Annotated in this window: 15 protein-coding genes and 1 CRISPR repeat array; all 15 genes read left to right on the top strand. The window is 55.3% G+C overall.

The window, feature by feature from the left end:
• Positions 1 to 245 precede the first annotated feature (245 nt).
• The 15 genes from RIB44_09265 (at position 246) to RIB44_09195 (ending at position 17,051) form a co-directional block, all read left to right on the top strand.
• Positions 246 to 1,361, top strand: a complete 1,116-nt coding sequence (locus RIB44_09265; GenBank protein MEQ8616770.1) for a site-specific integrase — start codon at positions 246 to 248, stop codon at positions 1,359 to 1,361.
• Between the two features lie 280 nt (positions 1,362 to 1,641).
• Positions 1,642 to 3,864, top strand: a complete 2,223-nt coding sequence (locus RIB44_09260; protein MEQ8616769.1) for a recombinase family protein — start codon at positions 1,642 to 1,644, stop codon at positions 3,862 to 3,864.
• Positions 3,865 to 4,272: 408 nt separating this feature from the next.
• Positions 4,273 to 6,489 (top strand): CRISPR-associated helicase Cas3', encoded by a 2,217-nt coding sequence (gene cas3 / locus RIB44_09255; protein ID MEQ8616768.1) that lies wholly within the window; start codon positions 4,273 to 4,275, stop codon positions 6,487 to 6,489.
• Positions 6,490 to 6,495: 6 nt separating this feature from the next.
• Positions 6,496 to 7,218, top strand: a complete 723-nt coding sequence (cas5c, locus tag RIB44_09250) for a type I-C CRISPR-associated protein Cas5c (protein MEQ8616767.1) — start codon at positions 6,496 to 6,498, stop codon at positions 7,216 to 7,218.
• Positions 7,218 to 8,954: a type I-C CRISPR-associated protein Cas8c/Csd1 gene (gene cas8c, locus RIB44_09245; protein ID MEQ8616766.1), complete on the top strand. Its 1,737-nt coding sequence runs from the start codon at positions 7,218 to 7,220 to the stop codon at positions 8,952 to 8,954. The genes cas5c and cas8c overlap by 1 nt, the downstream gene beginning before the upstream one ends.
• A gap of 62 nt (positions 8,955 to 9,016) precedes the next feature.
• A complete protein-coding gene (cas7c, locus tag RIB44_09240; GenBank protein ID MEQ8616765.1) occupies positions 9,017 to 9,895 on the top strand; it encodes a type I-C CRISPR-associated protein Cas7/Csd2 in 879 nt (292 codons plus the stop codon).
• Positions 9,896 to 9,912: 17 nt separating this feature from the next.
• Positions 9,913 to 10,596, top strand: a complete 684-nt coding sequence (cas4, locus tag RIB44_09235) for a CRISPR-associated protein Cas4 (protein MEQ8616764.1) — start codon at positions 9,913 to 9,915, stop codon at positions 10,594 to 10,596.
• Positions 10,597 to 10,625: 29 nt separating this feature from the next.
• On the top strand, positions 10,626 to 11,657 hold the full coding sequence (gene cas1c / locus RIB44_09230; GenBank protein ID MEQ8616763.1) for a type I-C CRISPR-associated endonuclease Cas1c: 1,032 nt from the start codon (positions 10,626 to 10,628) through the stop codon (positions 11,655 to 11,657).
• A gap of 27 nt (positions 11,658 to 11,684) precedes the next feature.
• Positions 11,685 to 11,975: a CRISPR-associated endonuclease Cas2 gene (cas2, locus tag RIB44_09225; GenBank protein ID MEQ8616762.1), complete on the top strand. Its 291-nt coding sequence runs from the start codon at positions 11,685 to 11,687 to the stop codon at positions 11,973 to 11,975.
• Between the two features lie 210 nt (positions 11,976 to 12,185).
• A CRISPR array of direct repeats spans positions 12,186 to 13,675; the repeat unit is 32 nt; unit sequence ATCGCTCCCCTCGCGGGAGCGCGGATTGAAAC.
• Positions 13,676 to 13,834: 159 nt separating this feature from the next.
• Complete coding sequence (locus RIB44_09220; protein ID MEQ8616761.1) at positions 13,835 to 14,014, top strand: hypothetical protein; 180 nt, start codon at positions 13,835 to 13,837, stop codon at positions 14,012 to 14,014.
• The gene (locus RIB44_09215; protein MEQ8616760.1) at positions 14,004 to 14,492 is read left to right on the top strand and encodes a hypothetical protein; all 489 of its coding nucleotides are present in this window, start codon (positions 14,004 to 14,006) and stop codon (positions 14,490 to 14,492) included. Before RIB44_09220 ends, RIB44_09215 begins: the two co-directional genes overlap by 11 nt.
• Positions 14,489 to 15,214 carry an ATP-dependent endonuclease gene (locus RIB44_09210; protein ID MEQ8616759.1) on the top strand — a complete coding sequence of 242 codons (726 nt, stop codon included), beginning with the start codon at positions 14,489 to 14,491 and terminating at the stop codon, positions 15,212 to 15,214. Before RIB44_09215 ends, RIB44_09210 begins: the two co-directional genes overlap by 4 nt.
• A gap of 177 nt (positions 15,215 to 15,391) precedes the next feature.
• Complete coding sequence (locus tag RIB44_09205) at positions 15,392 to 15,598, top strand: hypothetical protein (protein MEQ8616758.1); 207 nt, start codon at positions 15,392 to 15,394, stop codon at positions 15,596 to 15,598.
• A gap of 50 nt (positions 15,599 to 15,648) precedes the next feature.
• Positions 15,649 to 15,876: a molybdopterin converting factor gene (locus RIB44_09200; protein MEQ8616757.1), complete on the top strand. Its 228-nt coding sequence runs from the start codon at positions 15,649 to 15,651 to the stop codon at positions 15,874 to 15,876.
• An 86-nt stretch (positions 15,877 to 15,962) separates the two neighbouring features.
• Positions 15,963 to 17,051, top strand: a complete 1,089-nt coding sequence (locus RIB44_09195; protein MEQ8616756.1) for a hypothetical protein — start codon at positions 15,963 to 15,965, stop codon at positions 17,049 to 17,051.
• Positions 17,052 to 17,210 lie beyond the last annotated feature (159 nt).

Raw genomic sequence — 17,210 nt, 5'->3', positions numbered from 1 at the left:
CACTGCCAAATAACGACCCCTATATCGTCCAAGCTGTCAGGGCCAAGCCCGCAGTGGACAAGATAGCCTCAACTAAAAGAAGGTAACATATGCCAAGACAGAGGAAAAATGAGCAAGTACGATGCTTACATTTCATCTGGAAGCTACACCAACGAAATGGAGTATGGTACGCCGATGGTCGATCGAATTCGGTAAACGCCGGGAGGCACTCGCTGGGAACGAAGGATAAGCAGGAAGCATTGCGTTTGCTACCGCATCTGGACACGAAGCAGGCAGAAGAACTGGGGCTAATCCAGAGAAGAAAACGCAAGGATGGAAACGTCAAGCTACTTACATTGAGCGAAGGTCGCACAGCTTACGAGCAGCATCTTGCACGACCGCGTGTCGCTGGAGGTGTCAAGAAGTCGACGCGTAAGCGATACCGAACAGTCTTCGATAAGTTCGTTGAGTTTGCGGAGGCTAACCAAATTGCAACATGGAACCGCGTCACCGAAAAAGAGCTCTATGGATACGCAGCCCACCTAGAGAGCAAGGGTTACGCCAGTAAGTCGATTCGAAACGAACTCGTGACACTTTCAGGGTGCGTTCGCTGGCTCATTGAGGATGGCCAGCTGGCGGGGGTGGAGCCGATTAAACTGAAACTCCGAAAAGTAGAGAGTCAGCACGGATACTGCTACACGGTTGATGAAGTCAGCGCAATGATTGAGCGTTGCTCGAAATCGGAGGAGTTGCACTGGCTACGCGACATCATCGTCACCCTAGCCTGCACAGGTTTCAGAATTTCGGAACTTGGATCATTGCGGTGGTCAGATATCGATTTCGAGAAAGGTCAGTTAAAGCTCCATGACGAATCAGGGCATGCTGCTGGTGAACGCGACGAACGAAGGCAAACCAAGAGCGGTCGTAGTCGTTCGCTTCCTCTCTACCCTGAGCTGTCGAAGGTACTTAAGACGAAGAAAAGAAAAGGGAGGAACATATTCAATGGCCCGCGTGGCGGAGCGTTTAAGCCCGATACCGCGCGACGCATCTTCGTAAGGGATGTCATCGAACCACTCTCGGAGAAGTTTCCATCTCATGACGGTGAACTCAGCTTCAAAGATGGTCGCTTTCATAGCTTCCGACACTACTTCTGTTCAAAATGTGCAAATAGCGGCGTCCCTGAACGAATCGTGATGCAGTGGCTCGGACACGCAGACAGCGAAATGATCAAGCATTATTACCACCTGCACGACGAAGAAGCGAAACGTCAGATGAATCACTTAGATTTCCTCGGTAGGAACAACGGACGTTCCGTTGACGAAGCCGGGGACAACAACGATGAGGAGGATGCCGGACCCAGTGGTCCTGAGGCAAGAACTTGATTGCCGAGCCCACTGATTGGCACAGTATTGACTCAGTCGACTGTGTCAATCGAAAGCAGCTTCGCAAACGGCTTAAATATGAGCGTTTGCGGTAGCCACTAGGTGCGGAGCGGAGGGCAAGGGACTCTCCGGCTACCATTTAGCTAACTCTCTTCCCGAGCAGCACTTGCGATGCAAGTCACTGGAAGCTTTAGAGTTAAGCGTTTCTGGTCTTCCCCGATCATTACCGGTTGTTTCTGGTTATGGAGGTAGCAAACAGGGACAAAACAGGGACAAACTCTTGATCGTCGCGCTGCTGCTCTCAGGTCTCGCCGCTGCCACTACATTGCCTGGTGACAATGGAATGGGGCCGTCAACAGGGGTGGCCACCTACTCAAGGTTTTCAACGGCGATGCAAGATGAGAGGAGCATCATTGATCAGCAGGATAAGTGTAATGAATGTGCTCGCCGAGAAGGGTTGCAAGTCGATCCACGCTACCAATTTTTCGACAAAGGCACGTCAGGGGCTTCGCCAGATCGGGCAGGCTTCGACGCTATGATGCAAGCCGCCCGTGCTGGCGAGATAAACGTTTTGATCTTCGAAAGCCTCTCTCGGCTATCTCGTGACCTAATGCAATCTCTAAACACGTTGAGCGAGCTGGTCGAGGCTCGACAGATTCGCGTCATCGCTATCGATGACAACATAGATACAGCATCTGGTACCCCGTGGAAATTGCCAGCTCTTATCAATGGCTTCCTTAATGAACAGTATCTAGAAATCCTCCGGAAACAGGTTTTGAGGGGCCTTAGAGGCACTGCGAAAGCAGGATTTGCTGTTGGAGATCACTGTTATGGCTACGACACCGTTGAAGCCTCCGATCCAGCAGTACAGAGGACTTGCAAGAACGCCAAGCCTCTAAAGGAGTACGTCATCAATGCAGAGCAGGCGAAATGGGTTCGCAAGATATTTCATTGGTTCGCCGTAGAAAGAAAATCTTGCCGTTGGATTGTGCGAGAACTTAATCGACTAAAGGCTCCAAAAGGACGACATGCACAATCACGGAATTGGAGTACCACAGGTGTTATGGGCATTTTGAAAAACCCGAAATATGTGGGGATTTGGGTATGGGGGAAAACCAAGACGGTTCGGGATCCCTTGACGAGAAGAAAGATCAAAGTAGACCGTGAGAGTAACGACGAAGGGATTATCGTACGGCAGATGCCACACCTAACCATCGTCGATGTGGGTGTTTTTCGGTCTGCACAAGACCGAATCGCTCACAATAGTGACTTGTATGCTGGCAGTCGAAAAGAGAACGGTGTATGGAAGGGAGCTACTCCCAAATCGAGCCATGCGAATCCGCGACACCTTCTTCAAGGTCTTGTCCAATGTGGCGATTGCTTGCAGCAGCGTGAAGAAGCCGGTGAGAAGGGTCAACTACTGCATGTGGGTGGGCCATCAAGCAGTTACATGCATTGCAAAGGATATCGTGATGGGGTTTGCAGCTGCCGAACGACCCTGCGGCGTGAGCTTGCTGAAAAAATGATTCTGGATGCGATCAGTCACCGTATCCTAGCTGATGAGCGCTGGATCGAATTCTTATTCCAAGCAACCTTGGCATGTTGGAACAAGATTGAGCAGGAATCTCCGGCAAGACTCAAGACGCTTGAGGATCAAATGAAGGAAGTAGACCGAGGTATATCTAATCTACTGGATCTTTACGAAACCAATCCCAGTAGTGATGTCAATGAGCGGCTTAAAAAGAGACAGAGTGAAAGGCGGGACCTCCAACTTGAAATTCGCACTCTAAAGACCCAAAAAGATAGCCGTCCTGCGGCCCCTACCAAAGATTGGCTCGTGTCGAAGCTTTCGGAGCTGGACAACCTACTACGTGACGACCCGACATCTGCTGCTCATGCTCTTCGAAAGGTGATTGATGGCAGAATTACAGTATTCGAAGTACGGAGAGAGGGAAGGAAACGCCATCATTTGCGTGGAGAATTTCGCATTAAACTCGACAATGTCGCTTCGGCGATTGGCTACCGTACAGAGTCCTCGAACGATAGCGAGTTATCCGAAACGTTCAAGATCGACTTCAAGGATCCGCCGTGCACCAGACATATTGAGCTTGCTGACCAAGTCAAGGAAATGTTTGATAAGGGTGTGCCAGCTAAGGAAATTCAAAGTTCGCTCGAAATCAGCAAGAAGCTCTACAGCAAAGCATTCGCCTACTGGCATACCTCTCGCAACCTTCCAGTCCCAGACGGTCGATCGCTGCGAGGTCGCTTGGAAAAAAACACGAAAGCAACACGCCTCGCCAAGGAGATCATGGCACTTTTCAACCAAGACCACTTAGTCCATGAAATCGGCAAGGAGCTCAACATCGGCCTCGCAGTCGTGCGCGAAGCCGTCGTCAAATACCACCAGGATCGCGGGCTACCAGTTCCTGATGGGCGGGCGCGACGCAAAGAGATCAATCAAAAACGCAGGGATGCCCAAAATAAAACAGGTGGGCAGGGGTGAGATCGCAAGTCCAATGACCTGGGCTGGACCCTCCAGCCCAGGGTGGTGGGCTTTTTTAGCTATCAGCGAATTAGACATAGCACTAGAAATCGTTTGCGACGCACCGACACGATCGCGAAGAGACGGGCGGAATCGACATTCGACGTTTGGCAAAATGCCTTCGTTTAAAGTCACTCTAAGTTTGTCTTCGGCATGACCGGAGATCCGGTCGTGCCGAAAACAAACAAACTGGAGAACTGACACAAACCAAGTCCTGCAAAAGAGATAAAGCTTCTCAACATCTCAAAGCTGGAAAAAAAGAATGGCGGTCTAGGCGACCATGAGCAGCTTGCTATCGTTTCAGAGTCCGTTTGACCTTTGCGTCTTTGCTTTCTTCGCCCTTCATCGATCACGCGCTAGCAACAAATTGTGTCAACTCACAAGTACTACGCACATAGCCTCAAAGGCCACGACCATGACCGGTGGGAACTGCTGGAAACTCATCTCAACGAAGTTGCACAGTTGGCCGCACGATTCGCGAAGCCTCTCAAAGCACGCGACTGGGGCGCAATCGCTGGACGATGGCACGACTTAGGAAAATACTCGCCGGAGTTCCAAGCGTACCTCGACAAAGAGAATGGCTTCGAGGCTCACCTCGAGCAGTACGCCGGTCGCGTCGATCACTCGACCGCAGGAGCGCAGCATGCGATGACCGCAGCTGGGCAATTTGGGCGACTACTTGCTTACGTCATTGCCGGGCATCATTCGGGGCTGGCCGATACCTTGGATCTTGACCAGAAACGACTCAAGAAGGAAATCTGTGATTGGAGCTCTGCGCCCCCGCGACTTCTGTCGTGCCCTGAGCTGAGTCTCCAGGGCTACAACATAGGCCCTGATCGCAGGAGGGCTTCCTTCCAGCTCGCTTTCTTTACGCGGATGCTGTTCTCTTGCTTGGTCGATGCAGACTTTCTGTGCACGGAAGGCTTCATGAGCCCCGAGAGGTCGCAGCAGCGACCGCAAAAATCCATCCGACTCAGTGACATAGCCGTGGCACTCGAAGGGCATCTCGCGCGACTTGCCTCGGGGGCTGTCAACAGCGAGGTTAATGAGTGCCGCCGGGAGGTTTTGTTAGCTTGCAAAGACGCGGCAAGTAGCGTCCCTGGCTTCTTTTCCTTGACGGTACCAACCGGGGGCGGCAAGACGCTCTCGTCCTTGCAGTTTGCGCTGAAGCACGCGATTGAACATGGGCTGTCGCGTGTGATCTACGCCATACCCTTCACCAGCATCATCGAACAAACGGCTCAGACATTCCGTGGTGCCCTGCAAAGTTTGGGAGAGGATAGCGTGCTTGAGCATCATTCCAATCTCGACCCTGAGAAAGAAACGTACCGCAACCGCCTGATAGCAGAAAATTGGGACGCACCGCTTGTGGTAACGACGAACGTCCAGCTTTTCGAATCCATGTTTGCCAACCGCACCTCCCGTTGCCGTAAGCTCCACAACCTGGCTGGTAGTGTCATCGTGCTGGACGAAGCACAAACGCTGCCGGTTGAGTTGCTCCGTCCTTGTATCGAAGCGCTGCGCGAGCTCGTGACCAACTACCGCTGTACGGTAGTTCTCTGCACGGCAACGCAGCCTGCCATTACAAAGAACGATGACTTCAAGATTGGCCTGGAAGACGTACGTGAGATGATTCCAGAGCCGACGCAGCTCTACGAGCGGATGCGGCGTGTCGAGGTTGAGCGAATTGGCTCGGTCACTAACGAGCAACTCGTGGCACGACTGGAACGAGAGGAATCGTTCCTGTGCATCGTCAATACGCGGCCCCATGCGGCCAAGCTGTTTGCCGCCCTGAGGGAAAATGACGAAGACAATCCCTCACTGTTTCACCTTAGTACGCTTCTCTGCGGTCAGCACCGGGGCGAACTGATTGAGATCATTCGCGACCGATTGAAAAACAATCTGCCATGCCGTGTCATTTCGACACAACTCATTGAAGCGGGTGTCGATGTTGATTTCCCGGTGGTGTTTCGCTCGATGGCCGGGCTGGATTCCGTGGCCCAAGCCGCCGGGCGTTGTAATCGCGAGGGGCTCCGCTCCACCGGGAAGGTTTACCTTTTTGACCCCAGCGACTGCCAGGTGAAAGGCTACCTCGGCGCCACCGCTGCGACCACGCGAGAAGTCCTCCCTGAATATGCCGACCCGCTCGACCCGGCCGCGATACAACAGTATTTCGATCTCCACTATTGGAACCAGGCGGGCGCTCATCGCTGGGATGATAAGCAAGTGATGGCCTGCTTCCCAGAAGAGCTTGGCGGCTTCGCCTACAACTTCAAAACCGCTGCTGAGCGGTTCCGCATGATCGCCGACCAAGGCGAAACGGTTTACGTGTCCTATGGTACCCTCGGATCTCGACTAATCAAGCAGTTACGACATGCTGGACCTTCTCGTAAGCTGCTTCGGCAGTTGCAACGCTACTCCGTATCCGTCTACGAACAGATCTACAAGCAACTCATCGCTGCCGGCGACGTCGAGCTAACCGATCACGGCTACGCAATCCTTACGAACGACAGCCTCTACGACCATCAGCTCGGGCTAATGCTAGACCGCCCTGGCTGGCGCGAACCTGAAAGTCTGGTAGTGTGATTCCTTATGAGCAAACCTTCTCCCATCCGACTCAAAGTCTGGGGCGATTACGCCTGTTTCACTCGCCCTGAAGCCAAGGTGGAACGTCTCTCGTACGACGTCATCACGCCCTCGGCGGCTCGCGGTATCCTCGAAGCGATCTATTGGAAGCCACAAGTTCGTTGGGTGATCGAGCGGCTACATGTGCTGAAGCCGCCGGTGTTTACCAACCTGCGCCGAAACGAAGTTGCCAGCAAGGCGTCTGAACGGAACGCGAAAACTGCGATGAAACAAGCTGAGAAGGGCGAAACCAGTAAGCCACTCTCGATTGTCGTCGAAGACGATCGCCAACAGCGAGCCGCCACCATTTTGCGTGACGTTGCCTACGTCATTGAGGCACGCTTCGAGCTACTCGATGACAGCGAACCGGTCGCCAAGCATTACAACATGTTCAAACGCCGTGCAGAAAATGGGCAATGTTTTCACCGCCCCTATCTGGGCACGCGGGAATTCGCTTGCGAATTCGATTGGGTTGAAGCCCCAATCCCCGAGTCGCAACTCGTCGGCGAAGAGGACCTCGGCTACATGCTACACGACATGGTTTACAGCAAGCCAGAGGGGCGAGCGTTTGACCTGATCGACGGCCACACCGGGGAGAAGCGTTGTGTCGAAGCCCGCTTCTTCAAGGCGAAAATGAAGAACGGCGTGATTGAAGTCCCTCCGCTCCCCTCGCCTGCGGAGGCTGAGTAATGCTGCTCCACGCGCTCAACGATTACTACGAACGACTGGCTGCCGATCTTGATTGTGATATCGCTGCGTACGGGTATAGCCGTCAGCAGATTTCATTCATCGTCGTGCTGGAAGAAGATGGCACGCTGTTTGAAATCCAAGACGCCCGAAAACCCGACGAAAAAGGGAAGCTGAAGAATCAGTCGCTCATCGTGCTGGGTAGCGCAAAGCCTTCTGGCTCGGGCATCAATCCCTGCTTCCTGTGGGACAATTCTTCCTATGCATTGGGTTACAAACCTGATGATAACAAGCCTGAGCGGACCAAAGAAGCATTTGAGGCGTTCCGCGACAAGCACTTGGCTTTGAAAGAGGAAATCGACTCGCCTGAATTCTCTGCCGTATGCACCTTTCTAGAAACCTGGAACCCTGAGATCGTCGGCAACGACGAAAAGACTCGGATCCTGACTGAAGTGAAAACGGGCTTCGGCGTCTTCAAGTTGCGATCGAAAAAACAATATGTTCACGAGAGTCCTCCAATCACGAAGTGGTGGAATAAGCAGATCGAAGAAGCCGAAGTAAAAGATGAGGACACGATTGCTCAATGCCTTGTCAGTGGCAAAGTTGGTCCTGTTGCTCGTCTGCACGAACCGAAAATCAAAGGTGTCTGGGGCGGGCAGTCGGCTGGCGCGTTGCTGGTGTCCTTCAATGACAAAGCCTATGAGTCCTATGGCAAAGATGGCGGCTCGAATGCGGCAGTCAACGAGCAAGTTGCTTTTCAGTACTGCGTCGCCCTTAACCGATTGCTCGCCAGCGAGCAATGCATCCGCCTCGGCGACACCTCGGTAGTCTTTTGGACAGACAAGCCTAGTGCCGTCGAGCAGCTCCTCCCATTCGCCCTTGATCCTTCCAGTGCTGCCGAGGACGAAGAACTTGCGAATCGAATCGGCGCGATCCTAGAAAAAATCTCTCGAGGCAAGTTTCCAGGAGAATTTGGCGAGCCGGACACCGAGTTTTACATCCTTGGACTAGCACCCAACGCTGCTCGCATTTCTGTCCGCTTCTGGTGGCGTAGTACAATCCAAGACTTGACGAACAACCTCGCTCTGCATTTTCAGAACCTCGAAATCGCTCGCGGCCTAAAAGACTTACCCCACCCTCCGATGTGGAGATTGCTTCGTGAGACGGTCCGCGATGCGAAAGACATCCCCGACTTGCTGGAAGGGGCTTTGTTGAGAGCCATCATCACTGGTGGAAAGTACCCACATCTTTTCTACTCTTCTCTGCTGCGACGGATCAAGGCTGACCGAGAAGTGCGTTTCATCCGCGCAGCAGCGATCAAAGCCTGCCTCAACCGTAACTACGAATTGGAGCTACCCGTGAGCCTCGACCCCGACCGACCCGACATGGCCTATCACCTCGGCAGACTATTCGCCGCGCTGGAAAAATCGCAAGAAGATGCCCTGCCGGGCATCAATGCCACGATCAAGGACCGCTATTTCAGTTCTGCTTCCTCGACGCCTGCGAGCGTTTTCCCTCGCTTAATTCGGATGAACCAACATCATCTTGGCAAGCTTGAAAAAGGGGCGAAGACTTACCACGAAAAGCGGATTCAAGAAATCGCCGGTCGGATCGACGACTTTCCAACCCATTTACCCATGAAAGAGCAAGGGCAGTTCGCCATTGGTTACTACCATCAACGTCAGGAAATCTTCACAAGGAAGTCGAAAGACGAACCAGAAGCTGCAACCGCAGAATAACTTTCAGCGATGATCTCATTCTCGATACACTCGTTCACCACAAATAGCGAAGGCCTTTCACAATGATTCCCCGCGTAGACTTTGTTTATCTCTTCGACGTCAAGAACGGCAATCCTAACGGCGACCCCGATGCCGGAAACCTCCCTCGTGTTGACCCGGAAACTGGGCATGGCTTAGTGACAGACGTTTGCCTAAAACGCAAGGTGCGTAATTTCGTTGCGCTGGCCAAGGATGGTTCCGAGGGGCATCAGATTTATGTGCAAGAAAAAGCGATCCTCAACAACCAGCATGCTTTAGCCTACGAAGCATTGAAGCTTGACCCCAAAAAGCGAAAATCGAAGGGTGAGAAGAAGGCACAGGAAGATCAAGAGCTAACCGCTTGGATGTGCCAAAATTTTTACGATGTCCGCAGCTTCGGTGCGGTCATGACCACCGATGTCAACTGCGGTCAGGTTCGCGGTCCTATCCAGTTTACTTTGGCCCAGAGTATTGACCCGATCATTTCTCAGGAACACGCTGTGACCCGCTGTGCGGTCACTACCGAGCGTGAAGCTGAAAAACAAGAAGGGGGCAATCGTACAATGGGCCGCAAGTTCACCGTCCCTTACGGACTCTACCGTGCCCACGGCTTCATCAATCCGCACCTTGCGGAAAAGACCGGCTTCGGCGAGGAAGACCTGGAACTCTTCTGGAAGTCGCTCGCCCAGATGTTCGACAGTGATCGCTCAGCAGCCCGCGGCGAAATGGCTCCACAAGCACTGATTTGCTTCCAACACGAAGACGCCCTTGGCAATGCCCCCGCGAACAAACTTTTTGATCGCGTGAGCGTGGCCCAGAAGACCAATGATGAAGGAAAACCTCCACGCGAGTTTTCCGACTACGAAGTGAGGATCGACGAGAGTGATCTTCCTGACGGCATTACGATTGATCGCAAATTTTAATGGGGTGAAAGCCACCAATGCCCCACCCCGAGTCCAACCTCCTCCCGCTCTCCGCCCTCCAGCACCTGCGGTTCTGTGAGCGGCAGTGTGCCCTTATTCACGTTGAGCGGCTCTGGGAGGAGAATCGGTTCACTGCCGAAGGGAACGTCTTACACAAGAAGGCGCATGAGGGGAAACCGGAAACGCGAGATGGCGAGCGCATCACCCGGGGGTTGCCGTTGCGGTCGCTGGAGTTGGGCCTTTCCGGGGTCGCCGATGTCGTTTTGTGGCGACCACCCGCTGGCACGAAGCCGCGCGGTCGTACGCTCACCCAGGCCATCCTGCAAGCCACACCCGAAGAGCTTACCCAGTGGGAAATCACGCCCGTCGAGTACAAACGGGGCAAGCCGAAGAAGAACGATTGCGATCGCGTGCAACTTTGCGTTCAGGCAATGTGCCTGGAGGAAATGCTCGGCGTGCGGATCGACGATGGGCAGCTTTTCTATGGCACGATGCGACGGCGCGTGGATGTGCCGCTGGATACTCCGCTGCGCGAAATCACGCGCCAAGCTGCCGCTCGTTTCCATGCAATCATGGCGAGCGGTGAAGTCCCTTTCGCGGTGCGGGAAAAGAAGTGCTATACCTGCTCGCTTTACGAGAAATGCTTGCCACCGCCGCCCGGTCGCCAAACTGCTTCTGCTTACGTTCAATCAATCCGCTAAGCCATTCCCTCCGTGTACACAGCACCGCGATGAAGACGCACCTCAACACGCTGTTCGTCACGACTGACGGAGCTTATCTAGCAAAGGATGGGCAAGCCGTCGTTGTGAGGGTTGAGAAGGAAACCCGACTGCGGATTCCTCTGCACAATCTCGAAAGCATCGCCTGCTTCGGCCGCGTGGGTGTGAGCCCGGCATTGATGGGTGCTTGTGCCGAGGCCGGCGTGAGTATTTCTTTACACTCGCTGCACGGCAAGTTCCTGGCTGCGGTGGTCGGTTATTCGCCAGGCAATGTCCTGCTGCGGCGAGCTCAGTATCGTGCCGCGGACGACGAGAAACGCACTTGCGAAATCGCTCGCTCGGTGGTGCTTGGCAAACTCGCGAACTGCCGCAACGTGCTCCTCCGCACGGCTCGTGACTCAGGCGATACGGAGCGGACTGAGCGTTTGCAGGCCGTCGCCAAACGCCTCAGTGCGAGCGTGGTCGAAGTGAAGGCCGCCGATTCAGCCGACCGCGTCCGTGGACTCGAAGGGGAAGCGGCCGTGCAATATTTCGGGGCGATGAACGACCTCGTCGGCAGTAGCGACCGGGCGTTTCAGTTCACGAAACGGAGCCGTCGCCCTCCACGTGATGCGATCAACGCGTTGCTTTCGTTGGTCTACACATTACTGCTGCACGATGTGCGTAGTGCCTGCGAAGCGGTCGGCCTTGATGCAGCGGTTGGCTTTCTTCATCGCGACCGACCCGGACGTCCCAGCTTGGCCCTCGATCTGATGGAAGAGTTCCGCCCAGCGTTGGCTGATCGGGTGATGCTGACGCTCGTGAATCGTGGGCAAGTCTCCGCCGCGGGATTCACCACCGGCGAAACGGGCGGCGTGACGATGGACGATGCGACTCGTAAGAAGGTGCTGGTAGCGTGGCAAGAACGCAAGCAGGAGGAAATCCTTCACCCGTACTTGCAGGAACGCGTGACCGTCGGCCTGCTGATGCACTTGCAGGCTCGCCTGTTGGCCCGATATCTGCGTGACGACATTGACGCATATCCACCGATGATCTGGAAGTGAAACGAATACTGTTGGGAGCGAGCCCTGATGTATGTTCTTGTCACTTACGATGTTTCCACGAAAACAAAGGCGGGACGAAAGCGGCTTTCGCGTGTTGCGAAGACGTGCCTCGACTACGGCCAGCGCGTGCAGAATTCCGTCTTTGAAATGAAGGTAAGTCCTGCCGAGTGGACCGAATGCAAAGACCGCCTGCTGGGACTGATCCAACCGGAAGAAGACAGCCTGCGTTTCTACTACCTTGGCGCGAACTGGAAACGCCGCGTGGAACACGTCGGAGCGAAAGCCGGCTACGACGTCGACGGCCCGCTGATTGCGTAGCCGTGAGAACCTGCTAGTCTGTGCCCATCCCGTCGCGACCCGTCAGCGCACGCTGGTGCCCTCTGGGGTTCGCGATTGTCTTAAGTGCATTTATTTTGGCGAGTTAGCTCATGTGTGCTATCAACACATACCTGCAATTTGGCACGCCACCAGCAGGTTCGCGAATAACGTATCCTAGCCGCCAACCTCAACGAGGTTTACGATGGCGGGATCGCTCCCCTCGCGGGAGCGCGGATTGAAACAAACCGACTATGACCTGCCTAGCTTTGCTCAGTATCGCTCCCCTCGCGGGAGCGCGGATTGAAACTACAGGCACTTCGACTAGGTACAGTTCTTACGGTATCGCTCCCCTCGCGGGAGCGCGGATTGAAACCATCACACACGGGGCCGACTGGCCGACATCGACATCGCTCCCCTCGCGGGAGCGCGGATTGAAACACGATTAACAAAGACACCTTGGCGATCAGCGTGCAGATCGCTCCCCTCGCGGGAGCGCGGATTGAAACTATTGTTTTAGAATTAGATCGTTCCGGCTCGACATCGCTCCCCTCGCGGGAGCGCGGATTGAAACCTCTTGCTTTTGTTTCTGTTGCTTCAACTGCTCCCATCGCTCCCCTCGCGGGAGCGCGGATTGAAACATCATTGTAACCAACGACGGAATGCCCGATGAGGATCGCTCCCCTCGCGGGAGCGCGGATTGAAACGTATTTGACCTGCAAGACTTTCAGGTCCGACGCCAATCGCTCCCCTCGCGGGAGCGCGGATTGAAACTATTGGGATTGCATTTGTTGCTCTTGGCGCTCTGATCGCTCCCCTCGCGGGAGCGCGGATTGAAACCACGGGGGTCGGCAGGTCGTGCTTGCGGAGAGCCATCGCTCCCCTCGCGGGAGCGCGGATTGAAACCAAATACCGGACAAAGCAAACCCTACAAGCTCCGATCGCTCCCCTCGCGGGAGCGCGGATTGAAACTGCTGGCGATTGCTCGTGCTGCCCGTCACTGCCTCGATCGCTCCCCTCGCGGGAGCGCGGATTGAAACTGTTGAGTAATTCGGTGGTGATTGTATAGCTCAAATCGCTCCCCTCGCGGGAGCGCGGATTGAAACTCTCATGGTTGGTTGTGGTTGTGTGGCTTTCGTTATCGCTCCCCTCGCGGGAGCGCGGATTGAAACAGCCAAGCTTCGGCTCTACGTGGACGGAACTGAGATCGCTCCCCTCGCGGGAGCGCGGATTGAAACAAAAGTGGGGTCGGTTTGGTAGGTCATGGTCTAATATCGCTCCCCTCGCGGGAGCGCGGATTGAAACAATTCGCGTAGGTGGGCGATTGCCGATTCCCGATCATCGCTCCCCTCGCGGGAGCGCGGATTGAAACACCACCTCGGCGACGAGTACCACATTCGCTGGCATCGCTCCCCTCGCGGGAGCGCGGATTGAAACAGTCGACTTAGTTTTTACTTCGCCCCCTTACGAAATCGCTCCCCTCGCGGGAGCGCGGATTGAAACAAAGGGCCTGCTGTGGACTTCGCTAAGTTTGTGAGATCGCTCCCCTCGCGGGAGCGCGGATTGAAACTTCGCGTTCCTTCCAGCGGTCGCACCAAACGCAACATCGCTCCCCTCGCGGGAGCGCGGATTGAAACGCATTGCCAAGGTCTTCACGCCGCCCCAGCCACGATCGCTCCCCTCGCGGGAGCGCGGATTGAAACACGAACCGCCCTCGCTCCGGGCGACCATGACCGGGATGAAGTTCATCATGGCTGCTAAATCCGCCCCCAAACCGTGGCATAATTAATTGAGGAAGCGAATAGCTTTCCCAAAGCCACTTCTTGGCCAAGTTCTGGCCTTAATCACTCCAGGAGACTGCTATGGCGGAGCTGATTGCGCTGGCCCTTGCGCTGGCGCTGATTGTTTTGGGTTTTGCTCTAGCTCGCGAGCATCGTCTGCGGCGAACGCTGGAGCGACTACTGCAACTCATACTTCAACCCAAGAGGTACCGTGAACCGAAGAACAAGCCGACGAAAAATTCGACTGATTATGCTGACTAGCCTCTTGTTGGCAGGCTGCAGCAGCGACGAGCGGGTGGTCCAAGTAGCGACCGAGGCTGCCGACCGGCAAGCCGATCAGAACCGCCAGATGTCCCAGCTGCAAGAACAGGTCCAGCAGGAACGCCAGGCGTTATCCCACGGCTGGACCGACCTCAACTCACAACGTCGCCAACTGGCCGAGACGCGCCGTGCCGATGGGGAGCGACACCGAGCACGGCAAGGTTTTGCCGTAGTGTTTGTTGCAGTCCTTGTGCTGGTACTGACATGGCAGTTGCTGCATGCCAGACCCACGGCAACCGAGGTGGAGCTGGACGCCCTTGAGCTGCTTGTTGCTGAGCAGTCCTGTCACATCTTGGCTTTGACAGGGACGAACGAGCCGCCTCCAGAGGCCTCAACTGAATCCGCGCCGTCGCCACAGCAACTACCTCACGACCAGTCGGCAGAGAACTCCCCAAATCCCACAGAGGAATCACCATGAGTCATACCGTCATGGAACGCGCGAACAGAGAGTTGGATGCGTACCGCCACTCCGAGTCACTCCCATCGACTGGGACGTATCGTAAAAACCTGCAAGACGGCCGTTGGCACCCAGTGCTCGTCGTGGTCGAAGGAAACCACGACGTTGCCTTCTTGAGCAACCTGTCGGCCATTCTGAACAAGCAAGACGAGCAGACCCCCAACCTTGCTAATTGGGAAGCCGTAGGGAAGATTCTATTCTTTCCCACCGGAGGCGGCGGTTCCGGCGATATTGCCGCTTGGGGCGAACGGCTGGCCCGCCTTGGTCAACCACGCTTTCATCTCCACGACAAAGAGTGTGGAGCCGAGGCGCTCAATCGTCTTACGGTCGTCGCTCGCATCGACCAGCACCCCAACTGCACGGCCCGCATTACCTCGCGTCGCTCCCTAGAGAACTATCTGCACCCGAAGGCCATTCAGCGAGCGGGTGGCCCCAAGCTGGTCATGAAACCTGAAACCAATGTGGCTGTCACACTGGCCAAGGCCAGGCTAGCCGAATCGGCCCCTCAGCTCGCCTGGCGCTCACTATCTCAGCGCAGCCAGAAGAGACTTATCGAGAGTGCCAAGCGTTGGCTCAACAGTGAAGCAGTTAGCCAGATGACGCCCAAGCTGCTTGCCCGGTCCGACCCAGAACACGAGCTCATCGGCTGGCTGCAGGAAATACGCCAGCTGGTGGATAGCTGAAAGCACGAACTTGATCCAGTCTGCCTAACGCAGAGTACTCCAGGGATTGTTCTGTCGTCAAAACAATCTCCCTGCAGGTTCTCTCAGTGAGCCCCGCATCTCTGGCGGGGCTTTTTCTCATGTGTTTCGCGTGGCGATCGCTGCTGCGCGCTCCCTAACCCAGAGGAGTATCCTCTCATGCACCAAACGCTAATCAACCGTCTCGTGGCAAACGCCACGGGCGAATCGTGTGACACGATCGAACAGCTTGGCTTCTCGCTTGCCGACCCGCTCGATCAGCGTTTCGACCCGGAGCCTCCCGTCTCTGATCAGAACGAACCGGAGAAGTATCTCGATTGGGACGAAGTCGACGCTCAACGGTTCGCCTGTCAGCTTTCCTGTTGAACATAGCTGACTTTTCATCGATTAACCAACTTTCACGAAAGGACCCCACCTTGCAAATCCTCTTAATCAACAACGATGGAGCCGGCTTCGCCGATCATGTCGAAGTCGCTGACGGAACGACCGTCGAGACGCTTTTTCACCGCCACGTTAAACATCCCCGTTCAGAAGATTATCTCATTCGGGTCAATCGCCTGCCGGCAGCCCGTGACCAGGCGCTCCAAGAGGGCGATCGCGTGTCGATCACGCCACGCAAGATCGAAGGGGCGTGCCGTAGGTAAAGAGCCTTTGCCGCTGACCGTCCGACTTCGCTCGGGCGGTCAGTCTTTTACTCTCATGGCGGATCCATACCGAAAGGAGCACTCTTATGATCCACGACCGCCAGTTCATCCAAACGGCGATCGCAATCGCCGAGCGCTCTCAGCAGGGAGCCGCGTTGTCGCGTTTGCCCGCTCTGCCCACCTTCCAGTGGGATCTCTGCCTGAGACAGCAGCGGCTATTGCACCGGGCCCAGCAACAGGGTTGGTTACTGGCCGCACGGGTCTGTCACCGCAGATATCAAGCCGCTCGCGAACAGATGGCTCATTCACTCTGCCCCGAAGGATTTGCGGATGAGTTGCAGCCGACTCGTCCCGCAGAGCACCTCACCGCGAGAACCGCGATTGGCGAACTGGTCGGACTGACCGAAGAGTTCGCTTCGGTCGCAGTCGATCTCAGGCGGCAGACGATCTCGGTGAAAACCGTTCCTATCGAACTGGAAGAAGTCGCACTGGGCCCGTTTGAGATCATTCTCGACTGGGAGCGGCTTGGCACCAATGGGCTCTCTTATCACGTCGTGGCTAGCCAGCCCAATCCGGCGGCTACCGATAGCGAAGTCACCCACCCACATGTCTCCAGCGAAACGCTCTGCGAAGGGGAAGGACAAGGCGTCATCAACGCAGCGCTGAAAGAGGGTCGGCTCTTTGATTTCTTTCTGCTCGTCCAGCAAGTGCTGCTCTCCTACAACCCGGACAGTGCCTATGTGGCACTCGATGAGTGGCAGGGGATGCGTTGTTTCGACTGTGGTGGGATTGCCGCTCCTGATGACCGCTGTGACTGTTCTGCATGTGAAACGGCCCTCTGCTACGACTGTGCGCGTTGCTGCTGTGACTGCGAAGAACTGCAGTGCTACGAGTGCATGGACTCCTGCTGGGCCTGTGAAATCAACTGTTGTCGTCATTGCCTGCGGTCGTGTGAAGACTGCGAGCAATCGTTTTGTACCTCTTGTGTTGAAGAAGGAACCTGTGATGCGTGCCGAGAAGCTAAAGAAGAAGCAGCCAGTAAAGAAACTGGCAAAGAAGAGATCTCAGAAACAACGAAAGCGGAAGAAGCGGTTGCCGGATCAGCGGCCTCCCATCACCAAGCCCACCTTACGCTTCAGCCCGTACGCGTGGAGCAAGTTGCTCGCCTGGCGTGATGCGGGAGAGACGGAGATTGGTGGGTTTGGGATCAGCTCCGCCGAGGATCTGCTGCTGGTCGAAGACCTCGTGCTCGTTGAGCAGCAGGCGGACTGGGCCAGTGTGGAATTCAAGGATACGGCAGTGGCAGACTTTTATGATTCGCAAGTCGATCGGGG

The sequence above is a fragment of the Lacipirellulaceae bacterium genome (assembly GCA_040218535.1).
GTDB lineage: Bacteria > Planctomycetota > Planctomycetia > Pirellulales > Lacipirellulaceae > Adhaeretor.
The sequence above is the reverse complement of the archived record's forward strand: the minus strand, read 5'-3'. Positions and strand labels throughout refer to the sequence as shown.